Origin of the sequence: Myxococcus sp. CA023 (assembly GCF_010998615.1) — a bacterium.
Taxonomy (GTDB): Bacteria; Myxococcota; Myxococcia; order Myxococcales; family Myxococcaceae; genus Myxococcus.
Genome location: NZ_JAAEAH010000090.1, coordinates 1 through 14,687, shown reverse-complemented (window position 1 = coordinate 14,687; position 14,687 = coordinate 1). Strand labels below are relative to the sequence as shown.

At 67.1% G+C, this 14,687-nt stretch carries 19 protein-coding genes; 4 read left to right on the top strand and 15 right to left on the bottom strand.

What is annotated here, in order from left to right; genetic code table 11:
• Positions 1-27: 27 nt before the first annotated feature.
• Complete coding sequence (locus tag F8M74_RS31270; protein WP_141257356.1) at positions 28-1,098, top strand: FHA domain-containing protein; 1,071 nt, start codon at positions 28-30, stop codon at positions 1,096-1,098.
• 86 nt (positions 1,099-1,184) lie between these two features.
• On the opposite strand, the gene sctV is transcribed toward F8M74_RS31270, so the two are convergent.
• Positions 1,185-3,308: a type III secretion system export apparatus subunit SctV gene (gene sctV / locus F8M74_RS31265; RefSeq protein WP_141257357.1), complete on the bottom strand. Its 2,124-nt coding sequence runs from the start codon at positions 3,306-3,308 to the stop codon at positions 1,185-1,187.
• 231 nt (positions 3,309-3,539) lie between these two features.
• Between sctV and F8M74_RS31260 the strand changes: the two genes are divergently transcribed.
• Positions 3,540-4,328 carry a carboxypeptidase-like regulatory domain-containing protein gene (locus F8M74_RS31260; RefSeq protein ID WP_228560009.1) on the top strand — a complete coding sequence of 263 codons (789 nt, stop codon included), beginning with the start codon at positions 3,540-3,542 and terminating at the stop codon, positions 4,326-4,328.
• A gap of 52 nt (positions 4,329-4,380) precedes the next feature.
• Here the strand turns inward: F8M74_RS31260 and F8M74_RS31255 are convergent, their stop codons facing one another.
• Entirely contained in the window at positions 4,381-4,845 is a 465-nt protein-coding gene (locus tag F8M74_RS31255; RefSeq protein WP_090489457.1) for a tetratricopeptide repeat protein, read from the bottom strand.
• A gap of 256 nt (positions 4,846-5,101) precedes the next feature.
• Between F8M74_RS31255 and F8M74_RS31250 the strand changes: the two genes are divergently transcribed.
• Positions 5,102-5,326, top strand: a complete 225-nt coding sequence (locus tag F8M74_RS31250) for a hypothetical protein (protein WP_002640925.1) — start codon at positions 5,102-5,104, stop codon at positions 5,324-5,326.
• Positions 5,327-5,496: 170 nt separating this feature from the next.
• Here F8M74_RS31250 and F8M74_RS31245 read toward each other — a convergent pair whose 3' ends face one another.
• A complete protein-coding gene (locus F8M74_RS31245) occupies positions 5,497-6,003 on the bottom strand; it encodes a tetratricopeptide repeat protein (RefSeq protein ID WP_225888784.1) in 507 nt (168 codons plus the stop codon).
• A gap of 59 nt (positions 6,004-6,062) precedes the next feature.
• Complete coding sequence (locus tag F8M74_RS31240) at positions 6,063-7,229, bottom strand: DUF1521 domain-containing protein (protein WP_141257359.1); 1,167 nt, start codon at positions 7,227-7,229, stop codon at positions 6,063-6,065.
• Between the two features lie 264 nt (positions 7,230-7,493).
• On the opposite strand from F8M74_RS31240, the gene F8M74_RS31235 reads away from it, so the two are divergent.
• Positions 7,494-7,718, top strand: coding sequence for a hypothetical protein (locus F8M74_RS31235; protein ID WP_002640925.1), 225 nt, complete (start codon positions 7,494-7,496; stop codon positions 7,716-7,718).
• A gap of 196 nt (positions 7,719-7,914) precedes the next feature.
• Here the strand turns inward: F8M74_RS31235 and F8M74_RS31230 are convergent, their stop codons facing one another.
• From F8M74_RS31230 to sctQ, 11 genes are all read right to left on the bottom strand, one after another.
• Positions 7,915-8,292 (bottom strand): hypothetical protein, encoded by a 378-nt coding sequence (locus tag F8M74_RS31230; RefSeq protein ID WP_141257360.1) that lies wholly within the window; start codon positions 8,290-8,292, stop codon positions 7,915-7,917.
• 99 nt (positions 8,293-8,391) lie between these two features.
• Positions 8,392-8,973 (bottom strand): hypothetical protein, encoded by a 582-nt coding sequence (locus F8M74_RS31225; RefSeq protein ID WP_141257361.1) that lies wholly within the window; start codon positions 8,971-8,973, stop codon positions 8,392-8,394.
• A gap of 93 nt (positions 8,974-9,066) precedes the next feature.
• Positions 9,067-9,543: a SycD/LcrH family type III secretion system chaperone gene (locus tag F8M74_RS31220; protein WP_140789813.1), complete on the bottom strand. Its 477-nt coding sequence runs from the start codon at positions 9,541-9,543 to the stop codon at positions 9,067-9,069.
• A gap of 4 nt (positions 9,544-9,547) precedes the next feature.
• Positions 9,548-10,027 (bottom strand): hypothetical protein, encoded by a 480-nt coding sequence (locus F8M74_RS31215; RefSeq protein WP_026113929.1) that lies wholly within the window; start codon positions 10,025-10,027, stop codon positions 9,548-9,550.
• Between the two features lie 47 nt (positions 10,028-10,074).
• Complete coding sequence (locus F8M74_RS31210; RefSeq protein ID WP_011552525.1) at positions 10,075-10,359, bottom strand: EscU/YscU/HrcU family type III secretion system export apparatus switch protein; 285 nt, start codon at positions 10,357-10,359, stop codon at positions 10,075-10,077.
• A gap of 43 nt (positions 10,360-10,402) precedes the next feature.
• The gene (sctU, locus tag F8M74_RS31205; RefSeq protein WP_141257362.1) at positions 10,403-11,482 is read right to left on the bottom strand and encodes a type III secretion system export apparatus subunit SctU; all 1,080 of its coding nucleotides are present in this window, start codon (positions 11,480-11,482) and stop codon (positions 10,403-10,405) included.
• Between the two features lie 22 nt (positions 11,483-11,504).
• Positions 11,505-12,323: a flagellar biosynthetic protein FliR gene (locus F8M74_RS31200; protein WP_141257363.1), complete on the bottom strand. Its 819-nt coding sequence runs from the start codon at positions 12,321-12,323 to the stop codon at positions 11,505-11,507.
• On the bottom strand, positions 12,320-12,583 hold the full coding sequence (gene fliQ, locus F8M74_RS31195; RefSeq protein ID WP_002637061.1) for a flagellar biosynthesis protein FliQ: 264 nt from the start codon (positions 12,581-12,583) through the stop codon (positions 12,320-12,322). Before fliQ ends, F8M74_RS31200 begins: the two co-directional genes overlap by 4 nt.
• 12 nt (positions 12,584-12,595) lie before the next feature.
• The gene (gene sctR / locus F8M74_RS31190) at positions 12,596-13,420 is read right to left on the bottom strand and encodes a type III secretion system export apparatus subunit SctR (protein ID WP_020477619.1); all 825 of its coding nucleotides are present in this window, start codon (positions 13,418-13,420) and stop codon (positions 12,596-12,598) included.
• A gap of 11 nt (positions 13,421-13,431) precedes the next feature.
• A complete protein-coding gene (locus F8M74_RS31185) occupies positions 13,432-14,151 on the bottom strand; it encodes a flagellar biosynthetic protein FliO (RefSeq protein WP_228560007.1) in 720 nt (239 codons plus the stop codon).
• 94 nt (positions 14,152-14,245) lie between these two features.
• Positions 14,246-14,687 (bottom strand): type III secretion system cytoplasmic ring protein SctQ (gene sctQ / locus F8M74_RS31180; protein WP_163884641.1); only part of this gene is annotated, 442 nt, incomplete at its 5' end.

Genomic DNA, 14,687 nt, shown 5'->3' with positions numbered 1-14,687 from the left:
CCGCCTTCCCGACTCCCCTCCTTCTCGATGAGCGTTCGTCTCACCGTCACGCAGCGCAGCGAGGCCGGCGCTGCCCAGAGCACCGAGTTCGTCCTCGACGACGCGGTCATCACCCTGGGCCGCGACAAGGCTTGCCAGGTCGTGCTCGCCCAGCAGGCGGTGTCGCGCAACCATGCGCGCATCTGCCAGGACGGGCCGCTCTTCTTCGTGGAGGACCTGGGTAGCTCCTACGGCACGCAGATCAACGGCAAGCCCGTGCCCAAGGGCGAGAAGCGGCTGCTGCGCAACGGCGACGTCATCGCCATCGCCACGTTCGACGTCCGCTTCGAGCGGGTGATGGACCTGAACCCCGAAGCTGGCGGGGAGAAGACGTCCTTCATCGCCCGGGGCATGGTGAAGGACGCCATGCGCGGCCTGGCCGGCGGCGGCGAGGAGCGCTACCTGCGCTTCATGAACGGCCCCCGCGAAGGCGAGCGCATCGAGCTGGGGGACGCGAAGGAAGTCATCCTGGGCCGCGACGAGAAGGACGCGGACATCATCCTCAAGGATGACCTGGTCTCCCGGAAGCACGCGAAGGTGCGCCGCGACTGGTCCGGCACGCACGTGGAGGACCTGGGCAGCCGCAACGGCATCAAGGTGAACAAGAAGCGGATCAACCGCCGGCAGCTCAAGGACGGGGACGAGTTGGAGGTGGGCGCCACCCGCTTCCTGTACGTGGACCCCACTGAGCCGGCCGACGAGCCCGTTCAGCTCGCCGCCGAGGTCAAGGCTCCGCCTCCGCCCTCGCCTCGTCGTCCGCGCCCGGAGCCCAAGCCCGTGGAGCCCCCGCCGGAGGAGGAGCCCGCGCCTCCGCCCGAGGAGCCCGCGCCCGCGCCAGAAGAGCCGCCCGCCGAGGAGCCCGCGCCTCCGCCCGAGGAGCAGGTCTCCGAAGAGCCGCCCCCGCCGGTGTCGGCGGAGTACCCCATGCCGGATGAGCCCGCCCAGCCGAGCGCGATGGAGGCGCTCAAGGACAAGGGCAAGCTCGTGCCCCTCGTGGTGATGAGCGTGGTGGGCCTGGTCTTCCTGGTGCTGATGATTGCCGTGCTCGCGGGCGCCTAGCGTCGCGGGCAGGCTCCTGCCCTCATGAGAGGACATTCCTTCCGCCCGCGCGTCCAGCTCACGCGCGGGCGGAACTCACTCCGCAGCTAGCGCGTGGAGATGCGCGCCACGGGCTGGATGTTCAGCTCGGGCGACAGCTCCTGGTAGCTGAGCACGGAGAACGACGGGTTGAACTCGTACTCCAGCAGCTTGCGGACGTAGCGGCGGATGTCCATGGCCGTGAGGATGACGGGCCGCTGCGCGCTGGGCGGCAGGTGGCCACACTCCGAACGCACGGCCTGGACGATTTCCTGCGCCAGCTCCGGCTCCAGCGCCAGGTGCGCGCCCGCCGAGGTCCGCTTCACCGAGCCGCGGATGGCGTCCTCGATGTTCGGGTCCAGCAGGTACACCACCAGGGTGCCGGTGCCACGCGCGTACTTGTGGGAGATGTAGCGGCGCTGGGCCGCGCGGACGTGCTCGGTGAGCATGACGTTGTCCGCCTCCACCTGCCCATACTCGGCCAGGGCCTGGAGGATGCCGCGCAAGTCACGGATGGAGATCTCCTCCTCCACCAGACGCTGGAGGATGTCCGTCAGCTTCAGCACGTTGACGACCTTGGGGACGACCTCCTTCACGATTGCCGGGAAGGCCTTCTCCAACTGCTCCAGCATCGTCTGCGTCTCCTGCACGCCGACGAACTCACGGGCGTTGCGCCGCAGCACGGCGGCGGTGTGCAGGATGATGTAGCCGGGCACGTCCCACGTCGTGAGGCCGGCGGCCTCCAGCGTGTCGCGGTACTGCTCGGGGACCCAGGCGGCGGGCTGCCGGGTGGCGGGGTTCACCGCCTCGAAGCCCTGGATGTTCATCAGCCGCAGCCGGTCCACCGTGTCGTTCACCAGGACGTGGCCCAGCGTGGCCTGGCCGGTGACGACGGGCACCTCGTTGATTTGAATCTGGTACGCGCCCGGCGGCAGCGAGCCATTGCCACGCGCACGCACGCCCGGGAAGCGCACACCCAGCTCCACGAAGAGGCCATCACGCATGAACGGGATGAGCTCGAAGAGGAACTTCCCGTTGTCCTGGCGCGAGTCCACGAAGGGAACCAGCGCGTCGGAGACTTCCAGGACGATGGGCGTGACGACGGGGATGAACAGCTCGGAGTCCGGATTGAGGGCCTCCTTGGGCGCGGGCTCCGATGCCATCGGCGTGCCCAGGTCCGTCTCCATGGCCGGGCCGGCATCCTCCGCCTCCACGGCCTGCTTCTGCTTCTTCAGCATCGTCCAGGCGCCCAGGCCCGCGCCGAAGCCCAGCAGGAAGAAGGGAATCTTGGGCAGACCGGGCACCAGGCCCAGGACGATGAGCATGCCGGCGGCAATGGCGATGGCCTTCGGATAGGCCGTCAGCTGGGAGCCCATGTCCATGCCCAGGTGATTGCCCTCTTCCTCACCCGCCACGCGCGTCACGATGATACCGGCGCAGGTGGAGACGAGGATGGCGGGAATCATGCCGACCAGACCGTCACCGATGGTGAGCAGCGTGTACTTCTCCGCCGCGTCGCCAGCGGACATGCCCTTCTGCGTCACGCCAATGATGAGACCACCGACGATGTTGACGACGGTGATGATGATGCTCGCGATGGCATCGCCCTTCACGAACTTCATGGCGCCGTCCATGGCGCCGAAGAGCTGGCTTTCACGCTCCAGGTCGCGACGCTTCTTCTTGCCCTGGTCCTGGTCGATGGAGCCGGCCCGCAGGTCAGCGTCGATGGACATCTGCTTGCCGGGCATCGCGTCCAGGGTGAAGCGGGCGGCCACTTCGGCGACGCGCTCCGAGCCCTTGGAAATCACGATGAAGTTCACGATGACCAGGATGATGAAGAGGATGGCGCCGACCACGAAGTTGCCCTGCACCACGAAGTTTCCGAACGCCACCACCACCTCTCCCGGGTCACCGGTGAGGAGGATGAGACGCGTGGTGGAGATGGTGAGCGCCAACCGGAACATCGTGGTGATGAGCAGCAGCGTCGGGAACACCGACAGGTGCAGCGCCGCTGGCACGTAGAGGGACACAAGGAGCAGCACCACCGAGATGCTGATGTTCAACGTCAGCAGCACGTCCAGCAGCAGCGTGGGCAGCGGGACGATCATCATCCCAACGATGGCCACGACCACCACGGCGAGGACGATGTCGGAGTACTTGGAGAGGAAGCTGTTCGGATTGGTGGCAGCCATCAGCGGTCAGGCATCCTAGGACAACCTGGGTGCCTTCTGTCAGGGGGGGCGTCGCGAAGGGCCCCTCCCCACGGCGAAACCCGCCGTTCTCCCTCGGGAGGAAGCAGCCGGACAGTCAACCGAAGTGGACATTCGTTCTTGCACCGCGCCCCGTCACGCGGGTTCATCCCCCTGTCGTGCCCTGCCGTCCTGGAGGGCCGGGGCAGGCCACACGAAACCTGGGAGAACACGATGCGACTGAAGAATGCCTTGGGCAGGAGTCTTCCGCTGATGTTGCTGGGTGCGTCCCTGGCCTGTTCGGCCTGCTCGGACGGCGGCACCGGCGGCCCTGGCCCCTCTGGCGACAGGGAGAAGAACGTCGTCAAGGGCAAGGCCACGGACACCGCGGGCAAGCCCCTGGCGGGGGTGGAGGTGGTGGCCGACAACCAGGTCCTCTACAACGCCGACGTGGTGGGCGTGACAGGCGCGGACGGCACCTACCGGCTGGAGCTGGGTCAGGCGGCCACCACCTGGAACGCCAGCGCGCGGCTCAAGCGCGACTTCAACGGCCGCAGCTACACCTTCGAGCTGCACCCCAGCAACGCCACCCCCTTCGCGGGCAACGAGGGCGCCGTCCGGGACTTCAGCTGGAAGCTGACCGGCGCGAAGCCCGAGAACGGCACCTATGGCAGCGGCGTCTACTTCGACCTGACGGACTACGTGGATCCGGCCGACCCGGATCAGGCGCTTCAGGATGAACATGTGGAGCTGACGCTCACCCCGGTGGGCTCGCTGGTGGACGGCAGCACCGGGACGCCGGTGACGGCCCGGGGCACGAAGACGCCGGACGGCTTCGGCTTCCCGGACCTCCCGCTGGGGCGCTACACGGTGACGGGCCGCTACGCGCCGCCGGGACAGGCCGTCCGGCCGCTGCTGGTGCGCGTGCAGGACCAGGGCACCTACGCCGAATCCGTGACGGCCGACTTCCAGCCCGTCATGGAGGGGTTGTACCGCCTGGACGTGGAGCTGAAGTTCCCCTGAGCCCAAGGGCCAGGGAAGGCGGGCCGGGGCCTTCGAGCGGCCCCGCCCGCGCCTACGCCGCGCCGTCGGATTCGGAAGACGGCGACTCCTCGGCGCTCTCCAGCGCCGCGGCGGCCAGCATCCGGGCCCGGGCGCTGAGCGGATCCTGTCCTTCGGGATCCAGCCCCACCGCGTGATTGAAGTCCCGGGCGGCCTCGTGGACCTTGCCGAGCCGCAGGTGGACTTCCCCGCGGTTGACGAAGGGGGTGAGGTCGGAGGGGTCCAGCTCGATGGCGCGGTTGAAGTAGGACTCGGCCAGGTCCAGGTCTTCCAGCGCCAGGTGGCAGGCGCCCAGCGCCGTCTGGAAGTAGGCCTCGGTGGGGTCCATGGCCGCCAGGGACTGGAACAAGGTCAGCGACTCACGGAAGCGGCCGTCCTGGAAGAGGTTGAAGCCTTCCGTGGCCCGTTCGAGCATCTCCGGGCCGGACAGGGGCTTCACGTCGTCGTTGGTCACCGTTGCCTTGGATTCAGTCGTCATCTGCACACATCCCTCACGAGGGCGGGAGGACGGCCCCGGAGCCGGTAGGGCAAGCGGTTCCGGGCGCCGGGAGCTTAGACTGTTATCGGCTTTTCCACCAAAACGGTGCGCCGCTTCGGAAGCGATATTCCTGCCGCCGGCGCGAAAAAATGGATCAGAAAATGGGGAGGAAACTTCTGGCCCCCATTCCCCCATAATCCTTTTGTAAGCAGCGCCGCCGCAAACCACCCGCTTCCCAAACTTTCTGGAGAACGCCATGACCACCGCCACCACCGCCGCCGCCGCCGCCACGAAGGCCCTCGGAGCCAGCCAGGGTCTCTCCGCCCTCGAGCAGAAGTCCCTCTCCGGCCTGACGGGTCCGGACCGTGAGCGCGCCGAGGCGCAGCTCATGCTCCAGAAGCAGCAGGAGGCCACCGCCTTCGTGGCCAACCTGATGAAGAAGCTCAACGAGATCGCGATGTCCGTCATCGGCAAGATCTAATCCTGCCGCTGTAACGCGACTCTCGGAGCCGGCTTCCCTCACGGGATGCCGGCTCCTTGCTTTTGCGGGCTCGTGCGCCTCACCAGAATCGACGAAGCCCGGACTGCGCGACGACTCGCGCGGCCCGGGCCTGGTGCGTGTTCCGTTGAAAGGGGCATGCCCCCCAGGGCCTACCGGGACTTCTTCACCTGGTCGGCCTGCTGCTTGAGGGTGCGCAGCGTCGCGTGGGCGCGCTGCGTGGCACGGCGCTTGAGGCCCGGGTCCAGCTGGATGGCCTTGCTGAGGTCCGCGAGCGCCTCGGGGACATTGCCCCGGCGCAGCTGGATTTCCCCCCGGCCGACCAGCGCGTCCACGTGGCCATCGTTGAACTGGAGCGCCAGCCGGAAGGCGTCGAACGCCTCGTCGAAGCGCTCCAGCGTCATGAGGGTCGCCCCGAGCTGCGCGTGGAAGACGGCGTCGGTGGGCGAGGCGGCCACGAGGCCCTGGAAGATCTGCAGGGCCTGCTGCGAGCTGCCCGCCTGGAGGAGCTGATAGGCCTTGTCCGCCCAGGCGTAGAGCTGCGTGTTGGAGAGGTTGAGGAACTGCCCCAGGGTGATTTCGCCGCGGATCACCGCCTCGGCGAGCGCTTCCGGGACGACGACCTTCTCTTTTTCACCCCTGGGGGCGGAGTCGCTCACGACAGCCTCGAGAAGGGCCAGGCAGTCCCCCACCTGGCCCGATGAAGTACGTCCAGCGGCTAGAACGACTGGGGACCGCGGAAGCGGACCATATCATTCAGCTTGGACAGCTTCTCCAGCGTCCCGAACATGTCACCCAGCGCCTTGAAGGACTGGGTCAGCCCGGACTTGTGCTGGTTCTTGTCGTAGGCGCCGAAGAGGTCGTCCGCCTTGCGGAACGGGTTGAAGCCGTTCGCGTTGGTGGTCTTGAGCTGGTCAAACACCTTGCTGATGGAGTCGAACGTCTCGTTCAGCTTGTTCAGCTCGGGCTTGGCACTGCTCATGTCCCAGGGCAGCGGCTTCGCCTGGGGCAGGTTGGTGTTCATGTCCCAGTTCTGGGCCACCTCACCCGCCGCGGGGGAATCCGCCGCCGCCGAGTAGTTGAAGGCCATGGTGCGCGGCGCGGTGATGACGGCCTCGCCCACCTTGTGCACGTCGCCGCCGTTCTCGTGGCCGACAATCTCCTTGCCATGGAACGTCCAGTCGGCCGCGTTCTGCCCCATGTGGAAGACGTCCGCGGACTGGTTCGAGTGGAAGCGGACGACCTCGTCCATGCCCGTGTTGGTGACCTTGCCGACCTTGCCCTTGCCCTTGTCGATGTCCGTCACGCGCACGTGGCTGTCGCCGTAGACGACGTCCAGCTGGCCCGTCACCGTCATGCCATTGCCCCAGGGCTTGCAGGAGCAGTTGATGCGGGTGCCGTCACCCAGGACGAAGGAGGTGTCGCGCTTGAAGTCGAACTTGCCACCGTCGCTCTCGTCGACGTGCGGGTCACCCCAGACGCGGGTGTTGTTGCCGTCCGGCCCCGTCACGCGCCACTCGAACTGGCCCAGCTGCTCGATGGTGTAGCCACCCGGGGTGGTGATCTTCCCGGTGCCCTCTTCCACCTTCAGGGAGTTCGCCTCGCGCACCGCGTCCAGGGGATTGGGACGCTCGGCGGGGAAGGCGGCGTTGGTGCCCGTCGCACCCGCCTGCTTCGTGGAGGCCGCGGCCTGGGACATCTGATCCACGGCCTTGCCGGCGACGCTCACCGCCTTGCCCGCCAGGTCAACGGCCTTCTCAACCAGATTCAGCGTCGACTCGATGAGCTGCGCGTTGCGCGCGATCGTCGAGGTGTTGACGTTGCCCGCGCCCTGCGTCGTGGTGAGCTGCCGGTTACCGCCAACTCCGCCGATGCCGTTCGACATATTCGGTGCTCCCTAAGGAGGGGGAAATGTTCGATGCTGCTTCACCGTGATTTTCGGTGTTCAGCGCTGGGAGTTTCGCCTCGGTGCGTCGCTTTTCTTAAAAAGGAGGTACGCGCCGATCACGCGGGGCGGGGGCACCTCTTGCCAGGGCGGGAAAAAGAATCAGAAAATCCGGAGGAAACTTCCGGCCCCCTTTCTCCCATAATCCTTTTGTAAGCAGCGCCGCCGCAAACCACCCGCTTCCCAAACTTTCTGGAGAACGCCATGACCACCGCCACCACCGCCGCCGCCGCCGCCACGAAGGCCCTCGGAGCCAGCCAGGGTCTCTCCGCCCTCGAGCAGAAGTCCCTCTCCGGCCTGACGGGTCCGGACCGTGAGCGCGCCGAGGCGCAGCTCATGCTCCAGAAGCAGCAGGAGGCCACCGCCTTCGTGGCCAACCTGATGAAGAAGCTCAACGAGATCGCGATGTCCGTCATCGGCAAGATCTAATCCTGCCGCTGTAACGCGACTCTCGGAGCCGGCTTCCCTCACGGGATGCCGGCTCCTTGCTTTTGCGGGCTCGAGCGCCTCGCCGCGCCGCCCACTCCCCTTCCCCAGCACCCCGCAAAGCAAAACCGCCACCCCGGTCAGAGACCCGGGCGGCGGCTTCAAGGACAGGCGTACGGCGGGGCCGCTCGCGGTCGGGCTACTCGCCCCACATATCCTTGATGAGCTCCTTGCGACGGCTCATCAGCTTCCCGAAGAAGTTGTCGTCACGCATCTTCTGGAACATGGCGTTCGTCTCGTGCTTCTTCGTCGTCGACTCGGCGTGCGACTTGACGTCGTCAGCGGAGGCCTTCGGGTTGCTCTTGAGGAAGGCCTCCATCTCGCCCTGGACCTTCTCCTTCACCGTGTTAATCCGGCCTTCGCCCAGGTACTGGAGGCTGCCCTTGATCTCCGGCTCGTTCATCCGGTCCACGGCGGAGTTCAGCACGCCCTCCCACGCCTGCTTCTGGGCCTCGGGGGTCGTCGTCGTCGACTTGCGCGTCGTCGCGGACGCGTTGTTCGCAATCTTGGTGGTCACGGGGAAATCTCCTCGGAAGAAAAGAACGTCTCGAGGGAGTTATCGTCGGCGCCAGGCCCCAAGTTGCGTCCCTCGGGCCCAGGCGCCGACGCGGTGCGATTAGCCCTTGAGCTTGCCCAGGCTGGGGTTCTTCATCCAAGCCTTGAAGGACTCCAGGTCCTTCTGCTCGGCCTTGACGTCCGGCGGCGCGGCCGGCGGAGGCGGCACGTCCCCCGTCAACGACGCGTGCTTCTTGCTGCTCGTCTCAAAGGCGTCCTTCGCACCACCCGGCCCGGCGGGGGCCTTGGGCGCGGCGGCCGGAGCCGCCGTGGCGGCGGGCGCGGCGGCAGCGGCTTCGTCGGTGGAGAAGCCGCGGGCGTTCAGGTACGCCTGCATCCACTCCACGGACTCCACCAGCACGGGCGGCATGGTGGCCAGGGCCGGCGTCTTCGTCGCCTCGTTCAGGTGCCGGGTAAAGGCGTCCTTCACGTCCTGGTAGAGCTGGAAGCTCAGCGAAGCACCGGGCTTGGTGTTGCCCAGCAGCGCGGACATCTTCCGCATCACCTGCTGCAGCGTACCCGTCACGGACTTCGCCTGGTTCTCCAGCTCGGTGACGAGACGCTCGCGCTTGGCGACCAGTTCGGGCGGGGCCTCCGGAGGCATCTGGGCGGGAACGCGCGGATCAGGATTCGGGTTCGACATGTCAACGACCTCCCTGACGACGAAAAATTGAGCGTCGGGCAGCCTACCAGACTCCCCGGAAGAACAGTCGATTCCGGATGTGAAATGCGGCCCTCAGCGACGGCTCAGGGCGGAGATCATGGCCGCCGCCTTGCGCACCACGGGGTCATCCCCCGGCTGCATCGCCGCCGCCCGGCGCAGGTCCTCCAGCGCCTGGGGCTTCTGGCCCATGGCCAGCTTCACCTCCGCGCGCCCCACGTAGACGGACGGATCATGCGGCGTCAGCTTGGCGGCCACGTCGAAGGCCGCCAGCGCCCCCTGCCCGTTCCCAGCCGCCATCTCCACCACGCCCAGGGCCTTGGCGAAGTAGGCATCCGTCGGGTTGACGGCATACAGGCCCTGGAAGAGCGTGCGCGCCTCGCTCACCCGGCCTTGATAGAAGAAGTAGTAGGCCGTCTTGGCGATGGCGTAGAGCTCTTCGTCCGAGTAGCCACGCACGTCCCGCAGCGTGGCCTTGCCATCCGCCCAGCGCTGCAGAAGCGTGTCCAGCTTCGCCTCGTCCTTCGGATCATCCGGGTCCAGGACCGCCATGACGCTAGTAGCCCTCGTCCTTCTGCGCGTCCCACATGCGGCGGATGATCTCCTTCGTCTCCTCATTCACCTGATCCACCAGGGAGAGCATGGCGGACTCGCGGTGCAGCAGCGCCTTGAGCCGCTCCAGCCGGTCGGGCGCCGCCTTCACCTTGCCCAGGCCCCGCTCCAGCATCCGGCGCTGGTCCTCATGCCCCCGGCCCGCCACGCTGGACAGGTGGGGCCGGTCGCTGAACCTCTCCAGGTCCGCCTCATGCCCGCCGGGGTGCGGCGGCAGCGGCAGGCGGAGTTCCTCCGAGGAGTGCGCCGGACCGATGAAGTCCAGCAGCGCCGCGGACGCGAGCGCCGGGTTCTTCGGATTGCCCGTCTTGCGGAGCTTCTTCCGGTCGACCTGCGCCGGGTCGACGAGCCGCTCGCGGACACTGCGGGGACCGCCCCAGGGCCACAGGGACGTATTCGGAGGCGGATTGTTGATTCTGGCCATCGTGATACCGAACCTCACTCCAGATGGGTGGGGGACGTCCAGCCCCCCTAGCGCCTGGCAGCCGCGGCCGCCTGCTCACGTTGCAGTTCGTAGACGAAGTTCAGGACCTCGGCCACGGCGTCATACAGCTCCTCGGGGACCTCCTGGCCCACCTCCACGCGGTAGAGCGCATTGGCCAGGTTCACGTTCCGCATGAGGGGGATGTTGTGCTCGCGGGCAATCTCGCGAATCTTCTCCGCCTTGAGCCTCATGCCCTTGGCCACCACGCGCGGCGCGCCGTCCTTCTCCTTGTCGTACTTCAACGCGATGGCGATTTCGGCGTCGTCACTCATGGGAGGCCCCGCTGTCCCTGCATGATAGCCACACCCGGCCTCCTCACGCGCGGCCCTCGGGGGCTGGCTGGCCGGACTTCAAGCCGTAGACGAAGTTGAGGACCTCGGCGACCGCGTCGTACAGCTCCTCCGGGACCTCGTGCCCCACCTCCACCCGCAGCAGGGCGTGGGCCAGGGGCACGTTGCGCAGCGTGGGCACGTCCTGCTCGCGGGCAATGGCCTTGATGCGCTCGGCCTTGAAGTCGATGCCCCGGGCCAGCACGCGCGGCGCGCCATCCTTCTCCCGGTCGTACTTGAGGGCCACCGCCACGTGGTCCGGGTTGGTGACGATGACGTCGGCCTCGCGCACGGCCTCCATCTGCGCACCCTCCATGATCTCCTGGTGCATCTCCTTGCGCTTGGCCTTGTGGTGCGGATCGCCCTCGCTCTGCTTGTACTCCTTCTTCACCTCCTCCTTCGTCATCATCATGTCCTTCATGAAGGACTTGCGCTGCCACCAGACGTCGAAGACGCCGAAGAGGACGAAGAGGAGCGCCACCCGCGTGGCCACGCGCGTCACCAGCTCTCCCATGATGGCCATGATGCCGCGCGTGTCCTGCCGCAACGTTTCGACCACCATGGGCATGGAGTCGCGCACCACGCCGTAGACGACGTAGGCGGTGACGGAGATTTTGATGAGGTTCTTCAGCAGTTCAACAATCGCCTTCTTGTTGAACAGGTTCTTCATGCCTTGGATGGGATTGAGCTTCTCCATCTTCGGAATCAGCGGGTCCATGGTGAAGAGCGTCCCCACCTGGAGGTACTCCATCAGCCCGCCGACAATGGCTCCGCCCGCCAGCACCGGCAGCGACACCAGCACCACCGCGCGCACGCCCAGGTAGAGCAGCTGCCCGGTGGCCACCGACAGGTCCACCGGGTTCGTCAGGTGGTCGAAGGAGAACAGGAAGAGCGACGTCAGCTCCGTCTCCAGCATGTCCCAGCTGCCTTTGACGGCGGCCAGCCCCACCAGGAGCACGCCCACGCCGCTGAGGTCCTTGCTCTTCCAGACCTGCCCCTTCTTGCGTGAGTCATCCAGCTTCTTCTGGGATGGCTCTTCTGTTTTTTCTCCGCTCTCGTCCGACATGGCGCGTCCCGGATGAAGAGGCTCAGGACAAGAGCCGCAGGGCTTGGTTGAGGGTCCGCAGCATGACGACCATTTCCCCCTGCATGCGGTCCATCAGGGCGCCGAGCACCAGGAAGACGAGCAGCACGCTCACCAGGGGCTTGACTGACATGGAGATGAAGAACACCTGGATTTGCGGCGCCACGCGGTTGATGGCGCCTAGCGCCACGTCGGTGAGGAAGGTCGCCAGCATCGCCGGAGCGGCCAGCGCCAGGCTTACCCGGAGCAGGTCCGCGAACACGCGAATCATCAGGTCGAAGAAGGGCCACGGTCCGTCGTGGAAGCGCGGGAAGCCGTCCAGCGGCACCGCAACCAGGCTGTCCGCCAGCGCTTCGATGACCAGGTGGTGCCCGTTCAGCGTGAGGAACAGCACCACCGCCAGCTGCACCTTGAAGCTGGAGAACAGCGTCACCTGCTGCCCGAGCTGAGGCACGTACAGCTGCGCGTTGTTGCTGCCGGACATGGTGTCCACCAGGTTGCCGGCCACGCGCGCGGCTTCGAACAATGTGTTGACGACGAAGGCGATGGTGAAGCCGACGAACACCTCCTTCGCCATCAGCGCGATGTACGGCATGGCGCTCAGGGGGATGGACGTCACCGAGCCCGCGATGAGGGGATAGAGGACGATGGAGAGCGTCAGCCCAATGCCCATCTTCAGCTCGGTGGGGACCACCTCGCCGCCCAGGAAGGGGCTGAAGATGAGCACGGGCATCACCCGGCACATCACCAGCGCCACCGTGAAGATGACGGCCGAGACGTTGGCCCGGGTGCCCAGCTCTGCGACGAGGTCCGCGACGTTCATTTGATGAGCGCGGGGAACCTGTCGAAGACGTGGAACGTGAAGCGCACCAACTGGCTTCCAATCCAGGGGCCGGCCAACGCGAGGACGCCGAACACGGCGACGACCTTCGGCGCGAAGGTGAGCGTCTGCTCCTGGATCTGCGTGGTGGCCTGGAACAGGGAGATGATGAACCCCACCAACAGGCTCATCAGCACCGGCGGCGCCGACGCGACGAGCACCAGGAACAGGGCCTCCTGGGTGATGAACGTGAGCTGATTCATGGAGCCCTCTCCCTACAGGTAGCCGACAACCAGGCCCTTGGCGATGAGATACCAGCCGTCCACGAGCACGAACAGCAGCAGCTTGAACGGCATGGAGATGGTGGTCGGCGACAACATGTGCATGCCGAGCGCCAGCAGGATGTTGGCCACCACCATGTCGATGACGATGAACGGCACGAACAAGAGGAAGCCTATCTGGAAGGCCTCCTTGAGTTCGGACACCACGAAGGCCGGGATGATGACCATGAAGTCATTGCTCTCCACGGCGTCGCGGTCCTCGCCCTTGCGCATCTTCTTGGCGAGGTTGAAGAAGAGCGCCCGGTCCTTGGTGGTGACCTTCTTGATGAGCCACTCGCGCAGCGGCTCCTTGGACTTGTTGGCGGCGCCCAGCATCGAGCCCACCGTCTCCGAGGAGAACACGCCGGGGCCCTTGGCCCAGATGTCCAGGCCGGCCGCCCGGTACATCTGCTGGCCTACCGGGGCCATGATGTAGACGGTGAGGATGATGGCCAGGCCGGTGATGACCTGGGTGGGCGGAATCTGCTGCGTGCCCAGCGCCGAGCGGACGATGGAGAGCACCACCGAAATCTTCACGAAGCTGGTCGCCATCATCAGCGCGAAGGGCACCAGGCCCATGGCCGCGAGCGCCAGGATGAGGATGAGCGGGCGCGAGGCGAACGAGTCGCTGTTGACGGCCTCGTTGACCACCGAGTCGGGGATGGCCGCGCCCCCGCGCTTCTGAGCGAGCGCGGCGAACGGATGAACGGCGACCACGGCCGCGAACAGCCAGGGCGGGACGCGCGGGAGACGGGAACGGGCGGAGGAAGGGAGGTTCACGGGCACGGTCGTCAGGAGCCGGGGGGCTGGGAAGGCGGGCCACCACTGCGGCGGGAGAGGAGCTTCTGGAGGAATGGGCTCAGTGGAACTGCATTCGTCTGCGGGCGCTGCGCGCGGATGCGCTCCACCGCCTCCACATCCAGCTTCGACAACAGTTGCAAGCCGCCCTCGCCGCCGCCCAACAGCAGGTATTCGTCCGCGGCCTTCACCACGAAGAGGCTGCGGCGCTGGTCCAGGGGCAGCCGCTCCACCACGGAGACCAGGGGCTGACGGCCCGCGGCCGCCCCCTGGAGCCCCATCAGCTTGCGCAGTCCCACGTTCAGCGTGAGGTATATGGACGCAACCACCACGCCCAGCACGAGCAACGTGCGCACCAGCGTCCAGCCCAGGCTGTCCGTTTCCTCGGACTCCGACAGGGTGTCCCCGCCCGCGCCGCTCCGGGCCGCCTTCGCGGACTCACGAGCAGACAGCTCCGCTTCAAGGGCCCGGTCCGCTTCCAGCAACTCGACGTCGGCCTTGGGGTCCGCCTTCTCAGCGGCCGGTGCTGGCGTCGCGGGCGAAGCAACCGCTGGTGCCGGAGGCTGGGCCGGTGTCGCGGGGGGCACCACCGGCTTCACGGCAGGTGCGGCTGGCGCGGACGAGGACGGAGCCTGGGCCATGGCGGCGGGCGGCGCGAACACCAGCGCGGCACCAAGCAACAGGCGCATGAGGGGGGGGCGGAGGACTGCCATGGCTGGGCGCGAGGCTAGTGCATCGGCCGGAGGACCGCCACGGGCCCACGCCCGGCCGGCCGCTCCCGCTCGCCTGCGCTGCCCCGCCAGGGACTCAGCTCGCCAGGGTGATGATGCGCACGCCGAGCTGGCCTTCCAACTCCACCAGCTCACCCCGGGCCACCACCTTGCCGTTGACGGACAGCTCCACCGGCTCTCCCGGCCCCCGGTTCAGCTCGAGGACCTGGCCGGTGCGCAGCCCCACCACCTGCTGCGCGGAGACAGGCACGCGCGCCAGCTCCACCGCAATCTGCAGGGGCACGTCTCCGAGCAGGTCGCTTCCGTCCGGCTTGCTCACATCGTCCAAGGCCGCCCCTTCCAGTTCCGGAGGCACGTCCAACTCCGGGTTCGTGAAGTCCTCTTCTTCATCCCCAGGCTCCGCGCTCGCCTCGTCCGCGGAGCCCGGGTGGCCCGGCTCTCCTTGAACGAAATCGGTGATGCGCGCCCGGTAGCGCCCGTCCTCGCCGAGGAACACCTCCGCATCGGCCCACCCCGCC

Bases quoted from the DNA above. Each gene is read 5' to 3' on its own strand.
- F8M74_RS31200 (WP_141257363.1), bottom strand. From the start codon at position 12,323: ATGAACGTCGCGGACCTCGTCGCAGAGCTGGGCACCCGGGCCAACGTC.
- F8M74_RS31255 (WP_090489457.1), bottom strand. From the start codon at position 4,845: ATGACGACTGAATCCAAGGCAACGGTGACCAACGACGACGTGAAGCCC.
- F8M74_RS31215 (WP_026113929.1), bottom strand. From the start codon at position 10,027: ATGGCCAGAATCAACAATCCGCCTCCGAATACGTCCCTGTGGCCCTGG.
- F8M74_RS31270 (WP_141257356.1), top strand. From the start codon at position 28: ATGAGCGTTCGTCTCACCGTCACGCAGCGCAGCGAGGCCGGCGCTGCC.
- sctU (WP_141257362.1), bottom strand. From the start codon at position 11,482: ATGTCGGACGAGAGCGGAGAAAAAACAGAAGAGCCATCCCAGAAGAAG.
- fliQ (WP_002637061.1), bottom strand. From the start codon at position 12,583: ATGAATCAGCTCACGTTCATCACCCAGGAGGCCCTGTTCCTGGTGCTC.
- sctV (WP_141257357.1), bottom strand. From the start codon at position 3,308: ATGGCTGCCACCAATCCGAACAGCTTCCTCTCCAAGTACTCCGACATC.
- F8M74_RS31250 (WP_002640925.1), top strand. From the start codon at position 5,102: ATGACCACCGCCACCACCGCCGCCGCCGCCGCCACGAAGGCCCTCGGA.
- F8M74_RS31225 (WP_141257361.1), bottom strand. From the start codon at position 8,973: ATGTCGAACCCGAATCCTGATCCGCGCGTTCCCGCCCAGATGCCTCCG.
- F8M74_RS31220 (WP_140789813.1), bottom strand. From the start codon at position 9,543: ATGGCGGTCCTGGACCCGGATGATCCGAAGGACGAGGCGAAGCTGGAC.
- F8M74_RS31235 (WP_002640925.1), top strand. From the start codon at position 7,494: ATGACCACCGCCACCACCGCCGCCGCCGCCGCCACGAAGGCCCTCGGA.
- F8M74_RS31185 (WP_228560007.1), bottom strand. From the start codon at position 14,151: ATGGCAGTCCTCCGCCCCCCCCTCATGCGCCTGTTGCTTGGTGCCGCG.
- F8M74_RS31240 (WP_141257359.1), bottom strand. From the start codon at position 7,229: ATGTCGAACGGCATCGGCGGAGTTGGCGGTAACCGGCAGCTCACCACG.
- F8M74_RS31210 (WP_011552525.1), bottom strand. From the start codon at position 10,359: ATGAGTGACGACGCCGAAATCGCCATCGCGTTGAAGTACGACAAGGAG.
- F8M74_RS31260 (WP_228560009.1), top strand. From the start codon at position 3,540: ATGCGACTGAAGAATGCCTTGGGCAGGAGTCTTCCGCTGATGTTGCTG.